Origin of the sequence: Streptomyces shenzhenensis (assembly GCF_003688995.1) — a bacterium.
GTDB lineage: Bacteria > Actinomycetota > Actinomycetes > Streptomycetales > Streptomycetaceae > Streptomyces > Streptomyces shenzhenensis_A.
This window is the reverse complement of record NZ_PENI01000038.1, coordinates 58,432-81,205: the sequence shown is the minus strand read 5'-3', so window position 1 is coordinate 81,205 and position 22,774 is coordinate 58,432. Positions and strand designations below refer to the sequence as shown.

The 22,774-nt window shown below is 69.6% G+C and carries 14 protein-coding genes; 1 reads left to right on the top strand and 13 read right to left on the bottom strand.

The genetic code is table 11. The features are described 5' to 3' along the window. Nucleotides 1-63: 63 nt before the first annotated feature. Genes CTZ28_RS38795 through CTZ28_RS38765 form a run of 7 tightly spaced genes read right to left on the bottom strand, consistent with a single transcriptional unit; the run spans nt 64 to nt 12,631 of the window. Nucleotides 64-2,730: an endo-beta-N-acetylglucosaminidase gene (locus CTZ28_RS38795; RefSeq protein ID WP_121894466.1), complete on the bottom strand. Its 2,667-nt coding sequence runs from the start codon at nt 2,728-2,730 to the stop codon at nt 64-66. Then, complete coding sequence (locus tag CTZ28_RS38790; RefSeq protein WP_121894465.1) at nt 2,727-5,075, bottom strand: glycoside hydrolase family 3 protein; 2,349 nt, start codon at nt 5,073-5,075, stop codon at nt 2,727-2,729. The genes CTZ28_RS38795 and CTZ28_RS38790 overlap by 4 nt, the downstream gene beginning before the upstream one ends. After that, on the bottom strand, nt 5,062-6,363 hold the full coding sequence (locus CTZ28_RS38785; protein WP_121894464.1) for a glycoside hydrolase 5 family protein: 1,302 nt from the start codon (nt 6,361-6,363) through the stop codon (nt 5,062-5,064). The genes CTZ28_RS38790 and CTZ28_RS38785 overlap by 14 nt, the downstream gene beginning before the upstream one ends. 1 nt (nt 6,364) lies before the next feature. Next, on the bottom strand, nt 6,365-7,240 hold the full coding sequence (locus tag CTZ28_RS38780; protein WP_121894463.1) for a carbohydrate ABC transporter permease: 876 nt from the start codon (nt 7,238-7,240) through the stop codon (nt 6,365-6,367). Continuing rightward, a complete protein-coding gene (locus tag CTZ28_RS38775; protein ID WP_121894462.1) occupies nt 7,240-8,196 on the bottom strand; it encodes a carbohydrate ABC transporter permease in 957 nt (318 codons plus the stop codon). The genes CTZ28_RS38780 and CTZ28_RS38775 overlap by 1 nt, the downstream gene beginning before the upstream one ends. Next, nucleotides 8,193-9,488 (bottom strand): extracellular solute-binding protein, encoded by a 1,296-nt coding sequence (locus CTZ28_RS38770; protein ID WP_121894461.1) that lies wholly within the window; start codon nt 9,486-9,488, stop codon nt 8,193-8,195. Before CTZ28_RS38770 ends, CTZ28_RS38775 begins: the two co-directional genes overlap by 4 nt. Before the next feature lie 41 nt (nt 9,489-9,529). After that, nucleotides 9,530-12,631 carry an alpha-mannosidase gene (locus tag CTZ28_RS38765; RefSeq protein ID WP_121894460.1) on the bottom strand — a complete coding sequence of 1,034 codons (3,102 nt, stop codon included), beginning with the start codon at nt 12,629-12,631 and terminating at the stop codon, nt 9,530-9,532. 156 nt (nt 12,632-12,787) lie between these two features. On the opposite strand from CTZ28_RS38765, the gene CTZ28_RS38760 reads away from it, so the two are divergent. Beyond that, complete coding sequence (locus CTZ28_RS38760) at nt 12,788-13,885, top strand: LacI family DNA-binding transcriptional regulator (protein ID WP_121894459.1); 1,098 nt, start codon at nt 12,788-12,790, stop codon at nt 13,883-13,885. Between the two features lie 112 nt (nt 13,886-13,997). On the opposite strand, the gene CTZ28_RS38755 is transcribed toward CTZ28_RS38760, so the two are convergent. The 6 genes from CTZ28_RS38755 to CTZ28_RS38730 form a co-directional block, all read right to left on the bottom strand. Continuing rightward, on the bottom strand, nt 13,998-15,176 hold the full coding sequence (locus CTZ28_RS38755; protein ID WP_121894458.1) for an LLM class flavin-dependent oxidoreductase: 1,179 nt from the start codon (nt 15,174-15,176) through the stop codon (nt 13,998-14,000). Between the two features lie 112 nt (nt 15,177-15,288). Then, complete coding sequence (locus CTZ28_RS38750) at nt 15,289-16,776, bottom strand: aldehyde dehydrogenase (RefSeq protein WP_121894457.1); 1,488 nt, start codon at nt 16,774-16,776, stop codon at nt 15,289-15,291. 174 nt (nt 16,777-16,950) lie between these two features. Further along, nucleotides 16,951-17,919 (bottom strand): AraC family transcriptional regulator, encoded by a 969-nt coding sequence (locus tag CTZ28_RS38745; RefSeq protein WP_121894456.1) that lies wholly within the window; start codon nt 17,917-17,919, stop codon nt 16,951-16,953. Nucleotides 17,920-18,104: 185 nt separating this feature from the next. Further along, a complete protein-coding gene (locus CTZ28_RS38740; protein WP_121894455.1) occupies nt 18,105-20,468 on the bottom strand; it encodes a transketolase-like TK C-terminal-containing protein in 2,364 nt (787 codons plus the stop codon). Next, nucleotides 20,465-21,784: a CaiB/BaiF CoA transferase family protein gene (locus CTZ28_RS38735; RefSeq protein WP_121894454.1), complete on the bottom strand. Its 1,320-nt coding sequence runs from the start codon at nt 21,782-21,784 to the stop codon at nt 20,465-20,467. Before CTZ28_RS38735 ends, CTZ28_RS38740 begins: the two co-directional genes overlap by 4 nt. Continuing rightward, nucleotides 21,781-22,752: a hydroxymethylglutaryl-CoA lyase gene (locus tag CTZ28_RS38730; protein WP_121894453.1), complete on the bottom strand. Its 972-nt coding sequence runs from the start codon at nt 22,750-22,752 to the stop codon at nt 21,781-21,783. The genes CTZ28_RS38735 and CTZ28_RS38730 overlap by 4 nt, the downstream gene beginning before the upstream one ends. Nucleotides 22,753-22,774 lie beyond the last annotated feature (22 nt).

Below are 22,774 nucleotides of genomic sequence, written 5' to 3'. Positions count from 1 at the left end.
GGCAGCCGGCCGCTGTTCACAGCGGCCGGCTGCACCTGACAGAAATGTCCCGGGAGTTCGACGCTAATTCCGTAGCACCGTTGTGGCCTTGTTTCCTGCGTAGTCCTCGAGCACGGCGATCACCTCGCTGTCGGGGCTGTCCATCGTCACCGTCATCGCCGCCCGGGTCGTGCGGCCGCGGACGATGTACGGTTTCGTGCCGGAACCGTAGGTCGTCGAGAACTGCTTCGGCTGTCCGTCCTCGAGAACGGTCAGTGTGTGCCAGTCGGCGAGGGTGGGGCGGGTGAAGGTGAAGGTGTTCCCGGAGATCTGCACCGCCGAGGCGGGGTAGGGGCTGATCTCGGCGTCGGCGAACGTGCCCCGCACGCTCGTCCTGGTGCCGTCCTCGGTCGCCACGGTGAGGAGGTACGTGCCTCCGTCGACGGGTACGCCGGTCAGCGTCGTGCCCGTGCTCTTGCCGGGAACGGTGACCTTCTTCGTGTAGGGCCGGGCCGTGTCGAGGCCGCGGACCTCGACCGTGAGGGGCTGGCCGGTCCGTCCCGGCGTCCAGGCCGCCTTGAGCGTACCGTCCCGCTCTGCCGTGGCGGTCACGCCGGTGGGGGCCTTCGCGAGGTCGAACTGCACGGTCGCGGGCTTGCTCCGGGAACCGTCAGGGCCGACCGCCACGAGCTTGAGGGTGCCCGAGGCGGCGGTGAAGTGCTTGACGTAGTAGACGTCGTCGTAGATGCCGCCGAGGTAGGTGTCGTCGAGATAGACGTCGTAGCGACGCACCTCGTCGTAGCTGCTTCGCTTCCAGGACAGGAACAGCTCATCGGTCTCGGGCAGCAGCTGGCTGATGCGCAGGCTACTGGGCTTGTCCGGGGTGCGGTCGACACCGTCGTGCAGCGCCAGGGCGCCCAGGTTGACCTGGTAGTCCTCGATCGGCTGCGCACCGGAGGCGACGACCAGGCCGAGAGAGGCGATCTTCTGACCGGCGTACGCCGACAGATCGGCCGTGGCGGTGGTCCAGCCCTGGGTGCGCCGGCCGGAACCGTGCAGCGGCAGCTGGACCACCTTGTCCGGGTCGGAGGCCAGCACCACGGCGAGCCGCAGCTCGGAGTCGTCGTCCGCCGAGGGCTTGTTGTAGGTCAGCGAGAGGGTCGAGCCCGACGTGACGCCCAGGGCGGTCTTGTACAGGCGGACGGTGTTGTCGTCGGCGAGCGTGCCGCTCAGCACCAGGGAACTACCGCCGTTGTAGGCCCCGATCCGCTGGTAGGAGAAGCGGCTCGCGGGCGTGTACCCGGGGCCGTAGTCGTAGTCGGCGACGAGCGGTGAGGTCTTGGCGTCGATCCACCACTGCCAGGTCACCGGGATGTCCTGGAGGTTGATGTTGCCCCACTCGGCGTCGTTGGAGAGCGTGCCGTCGCTCCAGGTCGACAGGCCGTGGCCGGTGTTGAAGGACGTCGAGAAGGTGCTGCCCTTGATGACGGACCGTTCGGCGATGTACTTCGCTATGCCCTTCCAGCTGCCGTCCGGTGTCGTTCCCCCCTGGGAGGAGCCGGTCCACCAGCGGCGTTCCCGGTCGAAGACGGTCGACTGGGCCTTGTCGTCGGTCTTGTCGGCGTAGTCCGAGGAGACGAAGTCGGCGCCGAGCGTGGCGATGGCGTTCATGGGGTTGCCGTCGGCGCCGAGGTTGTTCTCGAGGTCGTACGGCTGGTTGAACTGGTACTGCCCCGCCTCGACCCCGGCGAAGACGCTTTCGCGGGGCTTCAGTCCCAGCTGTTCGGCGTACGTCTTCGAGTTGGTGAGCTTGTTCCTGCTCCACCAGTAGTTGAGGAAGACGGAGTCGGACACGTCACCCACCGCGCTGTCGCGGACGAACGGGGCGTTGACCGAGTTGAACTCGTTCTGGTAGGAGACCCTTCCGCTGGAGTTGTCGATGGAGTCGTACCACTGCACATACATACCGCCGTCGCGCAGTTGCTTGAGGAACTGCTTGTAGACGGGGATGTCGGCCGGGGCGACCGAGTCCTCCTGGTTGACGAAGTAGCCGTCGAAACCGTAGTACTCGGCGATCTCCACGAGTTTCGCCGCGGCGGGGAAGTTTCCGTCCGCGTCACGGACGAGGAGTTCGGAGTAGGCCTGGTCACCGCGGTCGTTGGGGGAGAAGAAGACACAGCCGAGCGAGCGCACACCGTTCGCGTGCGCGGCGTTGGTGTAGCCGGGGTTGGGCAGGTTGAGCATGCCGAACTCGAACCACTTCTGCTTCCAGTCGAGGTTCGGGTCGTAGTAGCCCGTCGGGACGCTTTCGGTGGGCATACCGTGCCAGGACGCGTAGACGTCGGCGTACTGCCAGTAGTTGAAGAGATACTGGCTGAACTCGTTCGTGTAAGGGTGGCTCTCGAAGAACGCGTTGCCGTAGTCACCCGCGAGCGTGAGCAGTTGGGTCTCGGCGGACAGGGACGGATTGCGCTGGGTCGCGGCGTCGGGGGCGATCCGGGACTGGAGCGGGACCTTGGCGCGCAGCAGTTCGGCGTCGGTGTCGTCGGCGGGATTCCAGCGCAGCAGTTCGGTGGGGGAGTAGCCGTGCTGGTAGGGCTGATTGGCTCCGACGGCGCTCTCCCCCGGCCAGGGGAGGGTGTCGCCTGCCACGGCGCTGCCGGGGCCCAGTGCGACGGCCAGCAGTGCGGCCAGGGCGGCTGTGCACGTACGGACCGCGGTGTGGCTTCTGATGCCGCGTTGCCGTCTCATGGCATCTCCTCACTTTCCCTCAGTGATGCGGCCGGCCGGGAGGACCGGACCGCTCGGTCGGTGTCGTACGGTCGGATCGTGGTGTGCAGGTCCGCGACGTACAGGTCTGTCCGCGCCCGGCCGGTGGCGCCTTCGGCGAAGCAGCGGGCGGCGGGCAGATCCCAGGTGACGGTGGTGTGGGACCGTGGCGGGAGCGTGACCCGGCGGAAGGCCAGCAGCTCCCGTCGGCGGGGCAGCACGGTTCCGCCGGTGCGGTGGCCGAACAGGGGCACGATGGCCTCGGTCTCGGTGTCGGCGGGGTGGGAAAGGTCCACTCGGACGCGCACCGAGGACGCCATGACGTCGGCGGTGAGGCCGCGGAAGCCGACTGGCCCGTACCGCAGGCCGAATCCGAAGGGGAAGAGCACGGGATCCGGGGCGTCCCGGTAGACGTCGGCAGCCGGGTGCCGGTCGTTGTACCGCACCGGTACGGCGCCCGGGTGGCGGGGAGCCGTGAAGGGCAGCCGGCCGACCGGTTCACAGGCGCCGAGCAGCACGTCGGTGATGGCGCCCGCGCCGTGCGGGCCGGGGTAGCCGGCCCACAGCACGGCGTCCGTACGGTCCACCACGGTGGTCAGCACATGCGGCCTGCCCGCGATGACCACGGCGACGACGGGGCAGCGGGACCGCGCCCGTACGGCGGTGACCAGCTCGTCCTGGCCGCCGGGCAGCGACACGTCAGCGAGGTCGACCCCCTCTCCGGCCGTGGCCATGACCGTGGGACCGGCGACGGCGCCGTTGGCCGCGAACTGGTCGTCGTAGCTGCGGTGGCTCGTGCCGCCGAGAGCGAGGATCACGACATCGGCGTCACTCAGCTCGGCTGCCGAGGGCGTACCCGGCAGACACACGACCTCGGCGCCGGGCAGCGCCTGGCACAGGGCGGTGTGCAGGGAAGCGGCCGACCCCTCGGGCAGCGGCGGCACATAGTCGCCCAGCATCGAGGTGACGTCACGGGCGTTGGGGCCGGCGACCACGACCTTGCGCAGCGACGACGCGGCCAGCGGCAGGACGGGGCCCTCGTTGCGCAGCAGAACCAGGGACTCGCGGGCCAGCCGCCGGGAGATCCGGTCCGTCGTGCGGATGGCGGCGGTGAGCCGTTCCCGCCCGGCCGCCGGGCGCTCCTGGTCCCCGGCCGCGGCGGGCTCGGTCGCCGGAGGCGCGGCCCCGTCCGGCCGCGCCGGTGTGGCGGCGGTGGTGGACGGCAGCAGTCCCAGGCGGTACTTGAGCGAGAGGACCCGGCGGCAGGCGGCGTCGACCAGCTCGGCCACCCGCGGATCCTGTGCCGCGGCCGTCTCCAGCAGGCCGAAGGACTCGTCCCACAGCGAGAGATCCACGCCCGCCTCCAGGGCGGCCACGGCCGCGGTCAGCGGGCTTCCCGTCATCGCGGCCAGGCGATCCACGGCCAGGCCGTCCGCCATGACGATGCCGTCGAACCGGCACTCGGTACGCAGAAAGCCGGTGAGCAGCTCGCGGTTCGCGCAGCACGGCACACCGTCGATGTCGTTGTAGGCGGCCATGAAGCCCAGCGCCCCGGCCTCCACGGCCGCTCGGACACTCGGCAGGTGCAGTTCGCGCAGATCGCGCGAGCCGATGACGGCGGACTGGCCGTTGCGTCCGCCGACGGTCTCGCCCTGGGCCGCCAGGTGCTTGAGCACGACGGCCACCTTGTCCGTGCCGAGCGCGCCGCCCTGCTCGCCCTGCATGCCGGTCACCACGGCCCGGGTGAGTTCCGCGGCCAGCAGCGGGTCCTCGCCGAAGCACTCCTCGGACCGTCCCCACCGCGGGTCGCGCAGCAGATCGAGCGTCGAGACCAGTGCCAAGTGCACGCCGCTCGCGGCCAGTTCGGCGGCGACGGCGGCCGCAGCCGCGGCCAGGAGCGCCGGGTCCCAGCCCGCGGCGACGGCCAGGTTCGTGGGCAGCAGCGTGCCGCCGAGGGCCTGATGGCCGTGCGGCGCCTCCTCGGAGAGCAGCACCCCGATGCGATGGCGGCCGGCCCGGGTCACCTCGTCCTGGACGAGGGCCGCGACCTCGGCGCGCTCCTCGGGCCGGATGCCGTCCTGCCATGAGCGGCCCGACCAGGCGTCGGCGCGGAACAGCCCGTACAGGGCGCCGAGACCGCCCCACCGGTCGATCTCGGCGCGGGCCGGGTCGGTCAGCCGGAACCCGCCCCCGGGCGCGTGCTCGACGGCCTGCCAGCCGTAAAGACGCTGGTTGAGCTGGCCGACCTTTTCCGTCAAGGACAGTTCGGCGAGGACGCGTTCGACGGCGGCGGGCGCCGTGGGCGCGGTGTGGTCAGTGTTCGGCATGGTCACGTATCCGGTGGAGTGTCTCCGCGTCGCTGACCGAGCTGTAGAAGGTACGGCCGGTCGGTTCGGCGTGGAAAAGGCGAGCGATACCCCGGGCTGTCAGGGCACTCGGATCGGCGGCCGTCGCGGACGTGACGAGCGTGGGGCGGGTTCCGGCGCGCGCGTGGCGCATCCACGTCTCGAAGACGCCGCCGCCGGGCGACAGTTCGGCGCGGGAGACGGGCACGTCAGCGGCGTCGACCGGGACCACGACGGCTTCGCGCCGGGGCGAGGGGCGGGGCCGGGAGCGAAGCTCCGCGCACACTTCGCCGAACCGCCGGCCGAGGGGCTTGACCCTGCCGTCGGCGTCGATGAGGCCGAGGCTGTACTCCAGATCGGGGAAGTCACCGAGTCGGCGTTCCACGTCGTGCGAGCACCACCAGGTGACCCCCCACAGCGCCTCGCTGTCGGCCGCCGCCCGGACCGTCCGCTCGCAGAAGTCGGGGGCCTGCTCCTCGGTGAGGTGGTTGAGCGGGGCCCCTACCTCCTGCAACCACACCGGGCGGGCCGGGTCGACGGCGAAGGCGCGCGACAACTCGACCAGATAAGCGGCGTGATGGACGCTCTCGTGGGACATGGCGCCGTAGCCCTGCGCCGTGCCGTTGAAGATCCACGAGTGGACCACGCCCATCCGGCCGTACCGGCTGGAGTGCGTCGGTACGAAGGGGTGGTCGTCGGCGTACCACACCGCGTCGTACTCGGCATTGAGCCGGAAGTGGCGGGGATCGCGCGGCCCGGCACCATGCAGGGTGTCGAGCCAGGACGTCACCTGGGCCGTCGTGGCCGGCATCCGGTTCGGGTGCAGCGCCGACGTGAACTGGTTGACCTCGTTGCCCAGGGTCAGCCCGAGGAAGTTCGGCAGATCGTGCAGGTGCTCGTCGAAGGCCTCGACCAGGGCCGCCTGGGCGGCGACGGCATCGGGATCGACGAACATACTGCGCTGGTGCCAGTCGGTCAGCCAGCTCGGCACGAAATCGAAGCCCGACAGATGGCCTTGCAGAACGTCGACACTGGCGTCGAGCCCCGCCTCGCCGGCGATCTCGACGACCTGGCGTATGTCCTGGAGCGCGCGGCGGCGGATCAGGGTCCGGTTGGGCTGCACCACGGGCCACAGCGGCATGATGCGGACATGGTCGAGCCCCAGGTCGGCCAGTGCCTTCATATCGCGCCGGGTGACCGCCCAGTCCGGGCTCAGCCAGGAGTAGAACCAGTCCCGGGAAGGCGTGTAGTTGACTCCGAACCTCAGCATTTCAACCTTTCAGTCCGCCGGATTCCAACCCGCGGAAGAAGTAGCGCTGCAACAGCGCGAAGAAGATGACGATGGGGACCAGGGCGATGATCGTGCCGGCCGCGATGAGGCGCGGATCGTCGTAGAAGGTGCCCCGCAAGCGGTTCAGCCCGACCGTCAGGGTGTACTTGTCCTCGTCGGACAGGGTGATCAGCGGCCAGAGGAAGTCATTCCACGAGCCGACGAAGGCGAAGATCGCCACAACGGTGATCACGCCCTTGACCTGGGGGACGGAGACCCGGATGAACCGCTGCCAGGCGTTGGCCCCGTCGACGATGGCGGCTTCCTCGAACTCCTGGGGAAGGTTGCTGAACGCGTTGCGCATGAGCAGCACGTTCAACGCCGCCACCAGGGTCGGCACGACGACTCCGAACAACGTGTTCACCAGTCCGGCCGACCTGATCAGGAGGAACTGCGAGATCAGTACGGTCTCGGACGGGACCAGCAGCGCCGCGACGCAGATCATGGCCGCCGCTCCCCGGCCCCGAAAGCGCAGCTTGCCCAGCGCGTAGCCCGCGCAGGTCGCACCGACAACGTTGCCGACCACGGCCATCGCGGCCACCGTAAGGGAGTTGAGCAGGTAGTGTCCCACCGGGATGCGGTGCAGCACCTCGGAGAAGTGCTCCAGGGTGGGGTGTTCGGGGATCAGCTTGGGCGGCTGTGTGTACAGCGGCTCACCGGCGCCCTTGAGGGACAGCGAGAGCTGCCACACCAGGGGTCCCGCCAGCAGGACGGCCATGCCGGTGAGGATGATGTAGCGCAGCACGGAGCCCGGATGTGCCCCACGGCGGCGGACGGCTGGGGCCACGGTGCGCGGGTCGGGACGGGGATGTGCCATCAGGGGGTCCTCTGCTTGCGTTGCATCGCGAGCTGGGCGAGCAGGAGCCCGCCGAGGATCACGAACATGAAGAGACTGATCGCGCCCGCGTACCCGGTGCGCGCCTGGAGCCCGGTGCCCTCGCGCTGGATCAGCATGGTCATGGTGAGATCCCCGCCGCCGATCCCCCCGGTACCCCCGGTGAGGACGTAGACCTCGCCGAAGACCCGGAAGGCCGCCACGGAGGACAGCACGGAGATCAGCGCCATGGTCGAACGCACCCCGGGAACCGTGACGTTGAGGAAGGTCCGCACGACGCCGGCGCCGTCCACCGCCGCGGCGTCGTACAGGCTCCGGTCGATGTTCGCCAGGGCCGCCAGATAGATGACCATGTAGTAGCCCAGGCCCGTCCACACAGTGACGAACATCGCGCTGAACAGCAGCAGCCATCGGTCGCTGAGGAAGGGGACGGGCTCGGCGACCATGTGCAGGGTGCCGAACAGCTCGTTCACCAGGCCTCGTTTGTCGAGCATGTTCGTCCAGATCAGCCCGACCACGACGGAAGACATCACGACCGGCAGATACATGGTGGTGCGGAAGAAACCCGCCAGCCGTCCCGCCCCGCTCACCAGCGCGGCGAGGATCAGCGGAAGGATCATCATGCACGGCACGACGCACACCGTGTAGAGCGTGGAGTTCAGCAGAGCGGTGGTGAACCGCTCGTCGTCGAACATGCGCCGGAAGTTGTCCAGGCCGACGAATTCGCCTTCCCGCAGGAGGGTCGAGTCCGTGAACGCCAGTCCCAGGGTGTTCACGAACGGCACGATGACCATGAGCACGATCACGGTCAGTGCCGGCAGCAGGAACAGCCACGGGGTCACGAACCAGCGATGTGTGGCAAGGCCGGCCTCGCTGCGGCGAGGCGGCCGGGCGCCGCCTCGCCGCAGGGACACTCCCCGATCGGCGGAGAGTGTCATCCGTTCGCGTCCAGACGCTCGTTGGAGTACGTGACCGAGTCGTCCAGGGCCTGTTGCGCGGACTTCTTGCCCAGCAGCGCCTGCGCGATCTGCTCACGCAGCGTCTCGCTGTCGGCCGATCCGGAGAACGCGGGCGGCCACCACACGACCGCCTTCTTCACCTGGGCGGCGCCTTCCACCCGCACCACGGTTGCGGGGTCGCCGTCGTCCTCGGTGAAGTACGCGTCGTCCAGCGACCCGGCCGACGACGGGAAGACCGACGCCTTCTTGGCGAAGACGAGCTGGTTGGCGGAGCCGGTCACATACTTGGCGAAGGCGGTGGCCAGCGCCTGCCTCTTGCTGGTGGCGTTGACGACGAGGGACTCGATGTACATGTTCGGGGCGCTGTTGTTGATGCGCGGCCCGATGGCCAGGTTCTTGTAGACGTCGGGCGCCGTTTCCTTCAGGTCGTTCAGCGTGTAGGAGCTGCCGGGCAGGTAGGCCAGGCGTCCGGCCTTGAACTCCTCGACCTCCTTGGTCTGGAGGTTGTTGAGCTGTTCCTCGCTGAATCCCTTCTTCGCGTACAGCTCGCGGAACCGCTCGACGAACTCGACGCCCTTGGCGCCGTTGTAGGTGAACTTCTTGCCGCCGGCGTCCATGAGCGGCACGCCGTACTCGCCGAAGGTCTCGATGGCGGGCATCCGGGCGATCATCGTCGTGTCCGAACAGCTCTTGGCCATGGTCTCTGCCTGGTCGAACAGCTGGTCGTAGGTGGTGGGCAGCTTCTCGGGGTCGAGCCCGCACTTGGTCAGCAGGGCCTTGTTGAAGAACGACGGTCCCGTGTTCAGGTACCACGGGTAGCCGTACGTGCCGCCGCCGAGGCCGTCGAACGTCATGGCCTGCCACGCCTTGTCCAGGTACTGGCTCTCGGCCTTCGGGTCGGCCTTGCCGATGTCGAGCAGGACACCTGCCTGCGCCAGGGTGTAGGCGGCCTCGGGACCCATGTCGACGACGTCGGGGAGGGAGCCGGCCGCGGCGTCGGCCGACAGCTTGTCCTGATAGCCCTCGGCGGGCTGGTCCACCCACTTGATCTTCGTGCCCGGGTGGTCCTTCTCGAAGGCCGCGATGAGGTCCTTGAAGTACGGAGTGAACTTCTCGTTCTTGAGGTTCCAGGTCTGGAAGGTGATGCTGCCGGACAGCTTTCCGTCCGAAGAATCCGACGCCGCGTCGCCGCCGGTGCCGCACGCGGTCATCAGCACCGATCCGAGGGCGAGTCCCGCGACGAGCGTGGACGGTCTTCTCACTGACGTCATTTCTCTTCTCCTCATACGGGATGGGATGTGGTGTGTCCGTCTCAGCGGGCGATGCGCAGGGTCGCCACCTGGAAGGGGCCCAGCTCCAGGGGCGCCGCGTCGGCGGGGCGGCGCGTGCCGGCCGACGAACTGGGCAGCGCCGTGGGCAGGTCGTCCTGGGGCACGAGTTGGCGTTCCAGCAGATCGGTCTCGTACACGACGGCCGATTCGACTTCCGCACCTGGGCGGAGCAGGGCCTTCGCCCGGCCGCCCTGCGTCTCGTAGAGCCGCACGACCAGGTCTGACGAGCCGTCGTCGGCGAGTTTGACCCAGTCGATGACCGCGTGACCGGTCAACAGGTCGAGTTCCACCAGGGGTTCGAGGTGGGGAAGGGCTCCGATGTCGGGAGCGTTGAACAGGGCGGCGGCCTCCACCGTGGCCGGCAGACCGGCCCCCGGCAGGAGCGCCCAGCGGAAGAGGTGGCGGCCCTTGTCGGCGTCCGGGTCGGGGAAGCGGCTCCCGCGCAGCAGTGACAGCCGTACGACGGTGGAGTCACGGTCGGCGCGCGCGTCGGCCCCGTACATGGTGTCGTTGAGGATCGCCAGACCGTAGTCGCCGTCGGCCACCTGGATGTACCGGTGCATGGCGGCCTCGAACATCGCGTCCTCCGCCTCGGTGTTCACCAGAAGCGGCCGCTCGACGTATCCGTACTGCGTCTCGAACCGTGCGGTCCGCGCCATGAGACGGACCGGCAGGGCGACCTTGAGCAGGTGTTCGCGTTCCTGCCAGTCGACCGCGCACTCGGTCTCCAGCCGGCCGGTGCCCGCCCTCAGCCACATCGTCAGCGTGACCGTCGACGCGCCGAACCGCCGGACGACCTCGACACCGGCGTCGAGCCCGGCACGCACCACGTTCCGGCTGGTCACGTCGTCCACCACCTGGAAGTGCCGCAGGGTGTGGCGGTCCACGTCCCAGGCGTCCCAGCGCACCGGCTCGTCACGGAACAGCTGCAACTCGCCCGCGCGCCTGCCGGGCGGCACCACCTCCCGGCCGCTGCGCAGGTCGACGAGTGAGGAGACATGACCGTCGGCGTCGATGACGACGCGCAGCAGGCCGTCGTCCAGCACCGTGGCACCGGCCTGCCCGTCGGTGACCTGGACGGGGCCTGTTTCCTGCGCCGGTCGCAGGGCGCGCTCGGACCGGAACGGCGGTATCGCCCCGGCGGTGTCGCCGTCGCTCGGCTCGCCCAGTGCGCCGGCCGCCTGTGCGATGAGTTCGCGCAGGCGCTGCTCCGTCGCGTGATAGAAGGCGCGGGCCTCGCGGTGCACCCAGCTGATCGAGGTTCCCGGCAGGATGTCGTGGAACTGGTGCAGCAGCACGCCCTGCCAGATGTCGTCCAGAGTCTCGCGCGGATAGGGCGTGCCGTGCCGGAGGGTGGCCGCCGCGCTGAGGTACTCGGCGGCCCGAAGCAGGGATTCGCAGCGGCGGTTGTACTGCTTCATGGCGACCTGGGACGTGAGCGTGCCCCTGTGCAGTTCGAGGTACAGCTCGCCGCGGTGGACGGGCGCCAGATTCCGTGCCACCGCGTCGACCTCGCGCAGTTCGGCCTCCGCGTCCTGGAAGAACTCGGCCGGAGTCCGTGGGGTCACCCGTGGGGCGCCTTCCAGGTCGGCGAAGCGGCGCAGCCGCTCGGCCATCTCCCGGGTGGGGCCGCCGCCACCGTCGCCGTAGCCGTAGGGCAGCAAGGAGTGCGAGGCGATCGCCTTGTCCTTGAACGTGGCGACCGCGTGCCGGAGTTCACGGGCGGTGACCTCGGCGGCGTAGGTCTCCGCGGGCGGGAAGTGGGTGAAGATCCGGGTGCCGTCGATGCCCTCCCACCAGAAGGAATGGTGCGGGAAGGTGGTGGCGTCGTTCCAGGAGATCTTCTGCGTCAGGAACCAGCGGGCGCCGGCCCGGCGTGCCAGCTGCGGCAGCGCCCCCGAGTAGCCGAACGAGTCGGGGAGCCACACCTCCTGCGCCTCGATGCCGAAGCGGCTGTGGAAGTACCGCTTCCCGTAGGTCAGTTGGCGCACCAAGGACTCACCGGTGGGTATGACTCCGTCCGGTTCCACCCACATGCCGCCGACCGGTACGAACCGGCCCTGCTCGACATGGTGCCGCAGCCGGGCGAAGAGTTCGGGGTAGTGCTCTTCGAGCCAGGCGAAGTGCTGGGCCGCCGACATCGTGTAGACGAGATCCGGATCGGAGTCCAGCAGGGCGAGCACGTTGGAGACGGTCCGGGCCAGCTTGCGTACCGTCTCGCGCAGCGGCCACAGCCATGCCGAGTCCATGTGCGCATGCCCCACGGCAGTGATCCGGTGGGCAGTGGAGTGCGCGGGAGCGGCGAGGAGGGGCGCCAGGACCTCGCGTGCCCGCAGGGCGGTGGCCGCGGCGTCCCGCTCGTCGTAGATGTCGAGGGCGCGCTCGATGCCGTGCAGCAGCCGCCAGTGCCGCGGCTCGTCCTCGGTCAGCTCGGCGGCCAGGCCACCGAGCACGTCCAGGTCGCACAGCAGGGCGTGGACCTCCGGCGAGAAGGAGGCGACCTCGGCACGCCGCAGCCGGAACTGCTCGAACGGTTCCCGCGCGCCCTTCTCGCCGTGCTCGGTGACGACGAAGGGGGGCAGGCCGAGCAGGAGAGGGTTCGCGGCGGCCTCCACGTACAGCACGAACCGGCCGTCCGCGTCGAGCAGTTTCCGCTCGGCACCCTCGTCGCAGAGCCGGATCGCGGTCTGCCGCGGGTGCAGGCCCTTGACGATGGTGCCGTCCGGGCCGAAGACCAGCCCTTCGCAGTGGCCGCCGACGGAGTGGTCGAACCAGCCAAGGTCCAGGACGAGGTCGACCGGTCCGGTTGCCCCGGCGGCGACCTTGCCGCTGACCCGGAACCATGTGGTGGACCACGGCGGACCCCATGCGTCACCCAACGCGAAGGGGCGGTAGTCGGGGCAGGTGCGAAGCGGGTCCGGCGTCAGCCCGAGAGCGTGCCGGGGACTCACCGGCTCGCCGTCGTCCCCGACTGCCCAGGCGGCTGTCTCGACGTCCGACAGATGGGTGTGGACGCGGGGGAGGATCCGGTCCCGGCGCACGCGATCGAGCCGCTCGAGCGTCCTGCTGAAGTGGTTGTGCATGGTTGATTCCTCTCCCAAAGGAGAAGCGACAGGGTGACTAATACGTTTTAGTGCTATCGGCAAGTAGCGGCAGGCTAGTACGTTTTAGTGCGTCAGTCAGCGCCGCGTATTGCAACGTTTGGGTAACGCTCACGCGTCCTGAGAGCAGGAGGGCTCATGTCACCGGAGAAGCCGGCCCCGCCGGGACCTGGCTCGGGCGAACCGGGCCCTGCGCACGCCGGGGAACCACCGGCGCGCCTGCGGAGCACCGACATCGCGAGGCTGGCGGGCGTCTCGGTCTCGGCCGTCTCCATCGCGATCAACGGGCGCCCCGGTCTGAGCGACGCGACCCGCAAACGCATCCTCGACGTCGCGGAAGAACTCAACTGGCGCCCGCACCTGGCGGCACGGGCGCTCAAGGGTGCGACCAGCGACGTCGTCGGCATCGTCGTCGCCCGCCCCGCCCGTACGCTCGGCGTCGAGCCGTTCTTCGTGCACTTCCTCTCCGGCCTGCAGTCCTGCCTGTCCAACAAGGGGATCGCCACGCAACTGCTCATCGTCGAGGACACCGAGAGCCAGACAGCGGTCTATCGGCGCTGGGCGGCGGAGCGCCGGGTCGGCGGACTCGTCCTGCTCGACCTCACCGTCGACGACGTCCGGCCCCAGCTCGTCGCCGGCCTGCGCATCCCCGCGGTCGTCCTGGGCAGCCACGGCAATCCCATGCCGCTGACCAGTGTCTGGGTGGACGACCACACGGCGATGATCAGCGTCCTGCGCCACCTGGCCGGGCTCGGGCACCGGTGGATCGGCCACGTCAGCGGCATCACGGCCTACCAGCACACGCAGCGCCGGCTGCAAGCCGTCGCGGACGTACGTGACTCACTCGGTATCGAGGTGACGTCGATCGCCACGGACTACTCCGACGCCCAGGGCGCGTCGGCGACCCGCAACCTGCTGGAGGCGGCGGACCCCCGGCACACCGCGATCATCTACGACAGCGATGTCATGGCGGTCGCCGGACTCGGCGTGGCCACCGAGATGGGCATCCCGGTGCCCGGCAAGGTGTCCATGGTGTCGTTCGACGACTCCGTGCTCGCCACCATGGCGCATCCTCCGCTCACCGCGCTGACGCGGGACACCTTCGCCCTCGGCACGCTCACGGCCGGCGAACTGATCCGGGAGATGACCGAACGCGCCGCACCCCGCTTCGTGCAGGCCCCCACCCCGGAGCTGGTCGTCCGGCAGAGCACGGCCGCTCCGGAAGCGGGAGGGTAGGGCGGGATCACCGGCGCCACGTCGGAGGACCCGGCCGGACGTGCCGGTGAACAGCGGTACCGGCCCCCGTCCGTCGTGTTGGGGGCCGGTGCGGTCGCCGGTCCGGCCGTGGTCAGTGGCGGATGCCTGCCTCGATCATCAGCGGCAGGACCTGGTCCCTGAACACGGGCAGTTCCTCGTTCGGGTCGATGAGCCCCATGATCATGCCGCCCATGCCGGCCTCGTTGAGCTCCTTCATGCCCTGGACGACCTGCTCCGGGGTGCCGACGAGCGGGTAGCCGCCCCAGCCGGCGATGAAGCGCTCCGACAGCTCCCTGGCGTGGTCGAACGACTGGCTGGCCCCGGAGAGCGCGATCTTGATGACGTTGCCCGCCGCACCCCAGTCGCCCTCGTCGACGACCTGCTGGAAGGCGGCCCTGGCCTCCTTCTCGGTGTCCCGGACGACCACCAGGCCGTAGGTCATCACGTCGATGTCGCGGTGGTACTCGCTGCGGGCTCTGCCGCGGACCTTCTCGGTGTAGGCCTTGATGTTCTCCAGCGTGTCGAGGCTGGCGAAGTTGATGTCGACGTTGCGGGCCGAGTAGTCGATGCCCGCGGGTGAGTTGCCCGCGTTGAGCAGCACCGGGTGCGGACCCTGGTGGGGCTTCGGGTAGGCCTCCACGTCCCGGCCCTCGAAGTACGCGCCGGCGACGTCGAAGCTGCCCGGCTCGGTCCACAGACGCATCGCGTAGTCGATCCACTCCTGGCCGAACGCGTACCGCTCGTCGTGCTGACGCTGCTCGCCGCCGAACATCTCCATCTCCGGCGGCACCCAGCCCATGACCAGGTTCAGCGTGAACCGGCCGGCGGAGATCCGGTCGATCGTGGTCGCGGCCTTGGCCGCCACGATGGGGTGCACCGTCGGCAGGTGCGAGGTCGCCGCCACCGCGATGTTCTCGGTGGCCTCGGCGATGCCGGCCGCCCAGGTATAGGTCTCGAAGCAGTTGCCGTTGAAGTTCGTCGAACCGCCGAAGCCCTTCCAGCGAGCTACCGGAACCATGACCTCCAGGCCCATCCGGTCGGCCTGCTGCGCTATGGACTTCGTGTGCTCCCACGTGATCTCGTACGACGACGGCGCGTGGGACATGATGAGGCCGTACGAACAGTTCGTGCCGAACAGACCGAGCTTCATCGGCTGGTCGTTGAGCAGGGGGTTCGTCTCCCCGCGGTCCTGAGCCGGCGTGGTCTCGGCGTCGGGACGCGGGTCCGTGCCGGCGAGCCCGAGCCTTTCGTTCGCGGTGAGCGTGGTCATGTCTGTCTCCTTGGTTCTCTGGAACTCGCCTCGCACGGAAGAGCCGTGCTCGGCTCGCAGGGGGTGGCACGGCTGAACGGGACGGGCCGTGCCGGGGACACCACGGGCTCGGTCAGCCCATCGTGAACGGGTCGCGGGTTCCGCCGGTGAGTTCCACCAGGACGGACTTGTTCTCCAGGTACTCGTCGACGGCCCCGGTGCCGTTCTCACGGCCGATGCCGGACAACCCGAAGCCCCCGAAGGGCATGTTGGGGGTGACGACCCGGTAGGCGTTGATCCAGACCGTGCCGGCGCGCACGGCGGCGGCGACCCGGTGTGCCCGGTGCACGTCCTTGGTCCATACGGCACCGGCCAGGCCGTACGGCGTGTCGTTGGCCAGCGCGATGGCCTCGGCCTCGTCGGTGAACGGGTAGGCGGCGAGCACCGGACCGAACACCTCCTCGCGCACGATCGTCTTGTCGGGGCCGGCCAGCACCACGGTCGGACGGACGAACAAGCCGCCGAGTTCGGCGTTGGGTTCGCCACCGCAGGCGATGACCGCGCCCTCGGCCTTCGCCCCTTCGAGATAGCCGAGGACCTTCTCGAACTGGGGGCGGTTGGCGACCGGGCCCATCTCGGTGCCGGGCCGCGTGGGATCGCCCTGCTTGATGGCGTTGGCACGGTCGACGATCTTGGCCACCAACTCGTCCTGCACCGACTCGTGCACGATGAGCCGGGACCCGGCCATGCAGGTCTGCCCGGTGGCTGCGAAGACCCCGGCGACGAGTCCGTTCGCGGCGGCGTCCAGGTCGGCGTCGGGGAACACGATCTGCGGCGACTTTCCGCCGAGTTCGAGCGTCACCTTGTTGATGTTCGCGACCGCGGCCTGCGCGACCTTCGCCCCCGTCGCGGTCGAGCCGGTGAACGCGACCTTGTCGACCCCCCTGTGCGCGGCGAGCGCCTCACCGGTCGAGCGGTCCCAGCCGGTGACGACGTTCAGCACACCGGCAGGCAGGCCGGCCTCGGTGAGGATCTCGGCGAACGCCACGGTGGAGGCCGGTGAGTGTTCGGACGGCTTCACCACGCAGGTGCACCCTGCCGCCAGGAGCGGCGCGAGCTTGAAGGTGAGCAGCAGCAGGGGGCTGTTCCACGGTGTGATGGCGCCGACCACCCCGACGGGGTGCCGCACCGTGTAGCCGAAGTAGCTCTGGGGGCTGAGCGCCGGCACGGTCTTGCCTTCGAGTTTGTCGGCGAGCCCCGCGTAGTAGGTGTACCAGGTGCCCAGGCCGTTGAGCTGGCCGAGCATCTCGCGCATGAGCTTGCCGGAGTCGCGCACCTCCAGCAGTGCGAGCCGCTCGGCGTTGGCGGTGATGGCGGTGGCGAGGTCGCGCATGATGGCGGCGCGTTCGAAACCGCTCTTGGCGCCCCACTCGCCCTCGAAGGCGGTGCGTGCCGCCGCGACGGCGAGGTCGATGTCCTCAGGCCCGCCGTCGGCGATCGTCGCCCACGGCTGCCCGGTATAGGGATTGAGCGATTCGAAGGTCTTTCCGGAGATCGCGTCGATGGACGTGCCGTTGATGAACAGCCTGAACGTCTCAAGAGCGGAGGAGGGATGAGCCATGATGCCGTCTCCCGGGGTCGGGTCAGAGGGTCGTGGACGTCACGCGCCACGCTAGGAACGGGCGGTGGCTCGCTCCTATCCGCAGGCGGCCGGGTAAGGGCCGTTCAGTGCGGAGTTGGCCGGCCGTGGGCACACCTGGAGAGGCAGATGTGCGCGGGCACGGCGGAAGCGGGGTCAGCGCTGGAGCGTGGCCGAGGGAAGCTCGTTGAACCGGTCTCGGTACTGCTGGGCGAAGCGTGACTGGTGAATGAATCCCCACCGCATGGCGACGTCCGCGACCCGAGTCGTCTCGGGGTCACTGCGCAGCAGTTCGGCTCGGGCCTTGCTCAACCGGATGCGGCGTACGTACGCCATCGGAGACTCACCGAGCCGGTCCTGGAACGCGGTGTGCAGGGTACGGACGCTGACGCAGCCCACCCGCGCGAGAATCTCCGGTGTCAACTCGCGGTCCGCGTGCGCTTCTATGTAGGCGACCACCGAGGAGAGGCGGCCGAGACGGCGCGTTCCCTCGCTTCCGGCCAGTGCGTCGCTGAACTGATGGCGGCCGGCATGCAGCAGTGAGGTAAGGACATATGCCTCCAACTGCTCACGGGCGAGGGGCATGTCCGCCAGCCCGGCGGGCTTGTCCAGCTCGGACGCGAGGAACTGCACCGACCGCAGCAGGGCACGTCCGGCACCGGTGGTGAGGTCGAGACCGAAGTCGAAATCGATGACCTCGGTGACCGGCTGTCCGAGCAGGGCCGAGAGATGCGATTCGAAGCTGGTTCTCGGAATCTTCAGAATGAGCTGTTCGGCCTCGGGGGTCCACCGGACCCGGTTCATCAGCACGGGGGACAGCACCACCCCCCGCTCATGGGCCGCGGTGTATTCGCGGCCGCCGTCGCTGCGGGAGGCCCGTGTCTCACCGACGACGGTCAGATTGACGTGGTAGCAGTCCTCGGTCGCCGGCATGGTCAGCTCGGCCTCGGCCTGGTAGGTGAGATAGCCCAAGGTCATGTGCCGGTCCGAGACGGCGTTCAGGCGCATGTCCATCGCGTCCTGGGGGCCGACAAGATCGTGCGGCAGATAGATCTGGGTGACCGCTTCACGTGCCTCGTCCAGGCTCTGTGTCGCGATCACCGGGGCAGACACCAGAAATTCCATGGGGACCTCCCATCGCGCACATCGACCGCGTGGCGAGTGCTGGCCAGTGTAGGTGTGCGGCCGTGCCGTAAATAGCCGGAAACAGCGGGCGAATATCCCCGCAGAGCCGCTGACGCGGTGGGGCTCGGCGCGGCGTCGCGGCGGACTCCTCCCGCAACGTGTGGCGCTCCGGGTCCGGCGGTCGGTCACCGGCCGAGCAGTGTCAGCGCGGCATCGAGGATGCCGTCGGTACCGATGCCATGCAGCCGGTAGGCATCGGTGAGATCCGAGGACTGCCCGAAGTCGCTCACACCCAGGCACCGAATCCGGTCCCCACGGGCCCCCGCGAGGAAGGACAAGGTGTGGGGATGGCCGTCCAGGACGGTGACCAGGGGTGCCGCGGAGTGCGGCGGAAACAGCTCGTCGACGATGTCCGAGCCACCGCCGACCGTGCGTGCCCCACGCTGCTGGAACGACCGGAACACCAGATCGGGGCTGGTGAGACAGACGATCCCGGCCGTGACACCCATGCCGTCCAGCGCGTCGGCGGCGGCGATGACCTCCGGCATGATCGCACCGACGCCGACCAGGGTGACCTGCTCCTCTCCCGGGGGCACCGTCCTGAGCCGGTAGCCGCCGGCCACCGCTTGCCGGTGCCGTCGTTCCCGCAGCGCCGGGTCCTGCGGGACCCGGGCGAGCGCGGGGTCGATGGGCCGTGTCGAGAGCCGGAAGTAGGCGGACGTGCCGCCCGGGACACCGACCTCGCTCATCGCGTGCAGGAAGCACCATTCGAGGTCATGGGCGAATGCCGGTTCCCAGGCGACGCACGACGGCTGTTCCAGACCGATGGACGGTGTGGTGACGGACTGGTGGGCACCGCCCTCGGGAGCGAGCGTGACGCCGGACGGAGTGCCGACCAGGATGGACTGCCCGCCGGCGTAGATGCCGTAGCTCCACGGTTCCAGCGCACGTGACACGAACGGGTCGTACAGCGTCGCGACGGGGATGAGCCGCCGGCCCCACCGGGACCAGGTCGCGCCCAGCTCACCGGCGAGCGAGACGAGGTTCACCTCGGCGATGCCGAGTTCGATGTGCTGTCCGCTGCGGACCTCCGACCACCGCAGGACACGTTCGGCGTCGTCGGCGAACCAGTCGAACCGTTCCGAGGCCGACCACACGCCGGTCTTGTTGATCCAGCCGCCGAGGTTCGTCGAGGACGCGACATCTGGGCTGCACGTCACGACCCGGGCAGCCACCTCCGGGGCGTCCCGGACCAGGTCGGCCAGCAGCCGGCCGAGCGCGGCCTGGGTCGAGGACGCCTTGCGGTACGGGTGTCCCAGCGACGTCGGCACCGCGACGGGCGGGTCCGCGGCGCAGGGGGAGCGCCGCAGCAGTTGTCCCCGCCGGGCGCACAGCTCCGCCGCCGCCGTGCCGGTCCCGAACGTGCTCCAGGGGTCTTCGAGGCTGGTGCCGCACGACGCCGCCAGCGCCCGCATCTGGGCCTCGGTCAGCAGTGCGGAGTGATTGTTCGGGTGGCCCTCGGTCGGCAGCCCACGCCCCTTCACGGTGTACGCGAACACGACGGTGGGCCGATGCGCGTCCACGGTGTCGAACGTGTCGACCAGGAGCCCGAGATCGTGTCCGCCGAGGTCACGCACCGCGGCCGCCAGCTCGTCCGGGGTCAGGGAGGCCAGCAGCCCCTTGAGGTCCGCGGAGCCCGTCGCGCCGCAGATGCGGTCGGCGATCCCGCAGGAGTCGACCCGGAGCATCCGCTGGTACTCCTCGTTCGGCATCTCCTCGAGACGGCGCCTCAGCTCCTCCCCTCCGGGGCGCGCGAACAGCTCGCTGATGACGCGGCCCCACTTCAGTACGACGACCTGCCAGCCGGCAGCGGCGAACATACCCCGCAGCCGCTCGATCTGGATGTCGGGCACGATCCGGTCCAGCGACTGCCGGTTCAGGTCGACCACCCACAGCAACTCGCCCAGGCCCGACACCTGCGGGTCGGCGACGGCCTCCCAGACGGCGCCCTCGTCCAGCTCGGCGTCACCGAGCAGGCTCACGAACCGCCCCGCGGGCGGGGTGTCAGGGAACCGGGAGGCGAGGTAGCGGTGCGAGACGGCCGCCCACAGGGCCGCGGTCGCGCCGATGCCGACGGAACCGGTGGAGAAGTCGACCGTGTCGGGGTCCTTGATACGAGACGGATAGGACTGCAGGCCGCCCTTGGCGCGCAGCATCGTCAGATACTTCGGGTCGAGGTCACCGAGCAGATAGTTGATGGCATGCAGGACCGGCGAGGCATGTGGTTTCACCGACACCCGGTCCAGGTCGGTCAGGGTGTGGAACCACAGGGCGACCATGATGTCGACCATCGACGCGGACGACGCCTGGTGCCCGCCCACCTTGATGCCGGTCGTGTTCGGGCGGCCCCGGTTGGCGGAGTCCACGATGGCGGCCGAGAGCCACAGCACCCTCCGGGAGATGTCACGCAGTGCGGCGAGTTCCGTACTGTCCGCGAGGTGTGCGGGAGTGGTCGCGTCCGTGGTGGCGGCCGGTGAGGTGTCATTCATGACGGTGCGCTGTCTTTTCGTGGGTGTCGTATCAGGTCAGGGGCGCACTGCTCGGCCGTCGTGTCCGGGCAGGCCCGGCAGCCGCACGGCCGTTCCAGGAGTGTGGCGATCACTTCATGGGTGTGTGCACCGAGGTCCGGACCCGGGTGGGCGACCGGGACCGACCGCCGGCCGAGCACCGGCACGATGCCGGGGAACGCGACGTGGCGTGTCTCGCCGGCGACGTCGACCGGCAGGGTCTGCACCATGTCGCGGGCGGCGAACTGCGCGTCGTCGATGATGTCCTTCGCGGTGTGGATCGGACCGGCCGGCACATCGGCTGCCGTCAGGGCGGCAAGCACGTCGGCACGGGGATGCCGGCGCGTCCATGCCTCGATGGCCCGGTCGAGTTCGTCGCGTCGGGCCCAACGGCCGGCGTTGGTCGCCAGATCCGGGTCGGCACGCAGGTCGGGGCGGCCGATCGCCGCCATGAAGCGGTCGAAGATGGAATCGCCGTTCCCGGCGATGACGACCGCTTCACCGCCGGCGCACACGTAGGCGTTGGAGGGGGCGATGCCGTGCACCCGGCCCCCCGAGCGTTCCCTGAGGACGCCATGGGCGGAGTAGTCGGGGACGAGGGACTCCATCATCGAGAAGACCGCCTCGTGGAGCGCGACGTCGATGTGCCGGTCGACGGGCGTCCACGGCCGAAGGCCGCGGCTCGTGCGGACGGTGCGGTCCAGCAGCGACATGACGATCCCGAAGGCCGCATAGAGGCCGGCGACCGAGTCACCGATGGACACCCCGACGCGAGACGGCGGCCGGTCGCTCTCGCCGACGAGTTCCCGCATCCCACCGTACGCCTCCGCGACCGCGGCGAATCCGGGCCGCTGGGCCAGGGGACCGGTCTGACCGAAGGCGGACACACGTGCGACGACGAGCTCGGGGTTGGCGGCGGTCAGGGCCGCTGCGGTCAGACCCCACTTGTCGAGGGTGCCGGGGCGGAAGTTCTCGATGAGCACATCGGAGCGGGACACCAGCTCCAGGACTGTGGCGCGCCCGTCCTCGGTGCGCAGGTCGAGTTCGACCGACTTCTTGTTCCGGTTGATCGTGCGGTACAGCATCGAGGTGTCACCCGCGAACAGGCGCCAGTTGCGCAGTTCGTCACCGGTGCGGGGCCGTTCGATCTTGATGACCTCGGCGCCGAAGTCGGCCAGCAGGCGGCCGGCGGTCGGAGCGGCGATGTAGTTGCCGAGTTCGATCACACGTGTGCCTGCCAGCGGCAGCTCGCCCGCCGGGTCACGGGGACGGTCCGGGTCGTGCGCTGCGGAGTTCACTTCTCGGCGCCTTCCTCGTCGACCGCGCGGACACGCGGACCGAAGTCGCCGGCCCGAGCGAGCATTCCCTGCGGCACGCTCTTGAGCTGCTCGCCGAGCCAGGAACCGACCCGGGCGAGGCCGTCGATGTCGGGGAGCCCGGGGTCTGCCACGGGGACTTTCTCGCCACGAAGGACATAGGCGAGATCCTCGGTCGCGATGTTGCCGGTGGCCGAGGGCGCGAAGGGACAGCCGCCGAACCCGCCGACCGAGGCGTCCAGCGCGATCACTCCACCGGGTACGGCCCCGGCAGCCGGGTCCAGATGCGCGGCGGCGACGGCGTTCGCGTAGCCGGTGTTGCGTGTGTTGTGGAAGTGGAAACGGAGCTTTCGGACGCGGTCGTCCCCGGCCGCCAGGGCGGCCAGGGCACGAACCTGGCGGGGAACTCCGACACCTATGGTGTCGGCGAACGCGATCTCGTCCGGTTCGATCTCGACCGCGCGCTGCACCACCCGCGCGACCTCGTCCGTGGCGACGGGACCGGAGAACGGGCAGCCGAACGCGACCGCGAGGGTCACACTCACCCGCAGCCCGGCGCCGCGGGCGACCTGCGAGGCCGCCGCCGCGTGATCGAGCATCTCCGCGACGGACAGGTTCTGGTTCCTCCTGGAGAACTCATCGGTGACAGGCACGACGATGTTCACCTCGGTGCACGCGGTCCGCACGGCTCGTTCGGCGCCACGGCGGTTGAGGACGAGGCCGATGTAGGAGACGCCGGGCATCTGCGGCACGCCCGCCATGACCTCTTCCGCGCCGCCCATCTGCGGAACGCGGTCCGGCCGGACGAAGCTGACCGCCTCGATGCGGCGGGCTCCTTGGCCGATCAACCGCTTGATGAGCTGCACCCGGGTGTCGACATCGAGAGGCCTGCGTTCGTTCTGGAGGCCGTCACGAGGGCCGACCTCGACGATTTCGACGGTCGTGGACATCTACGCTTTCTCCGTGCTCGTT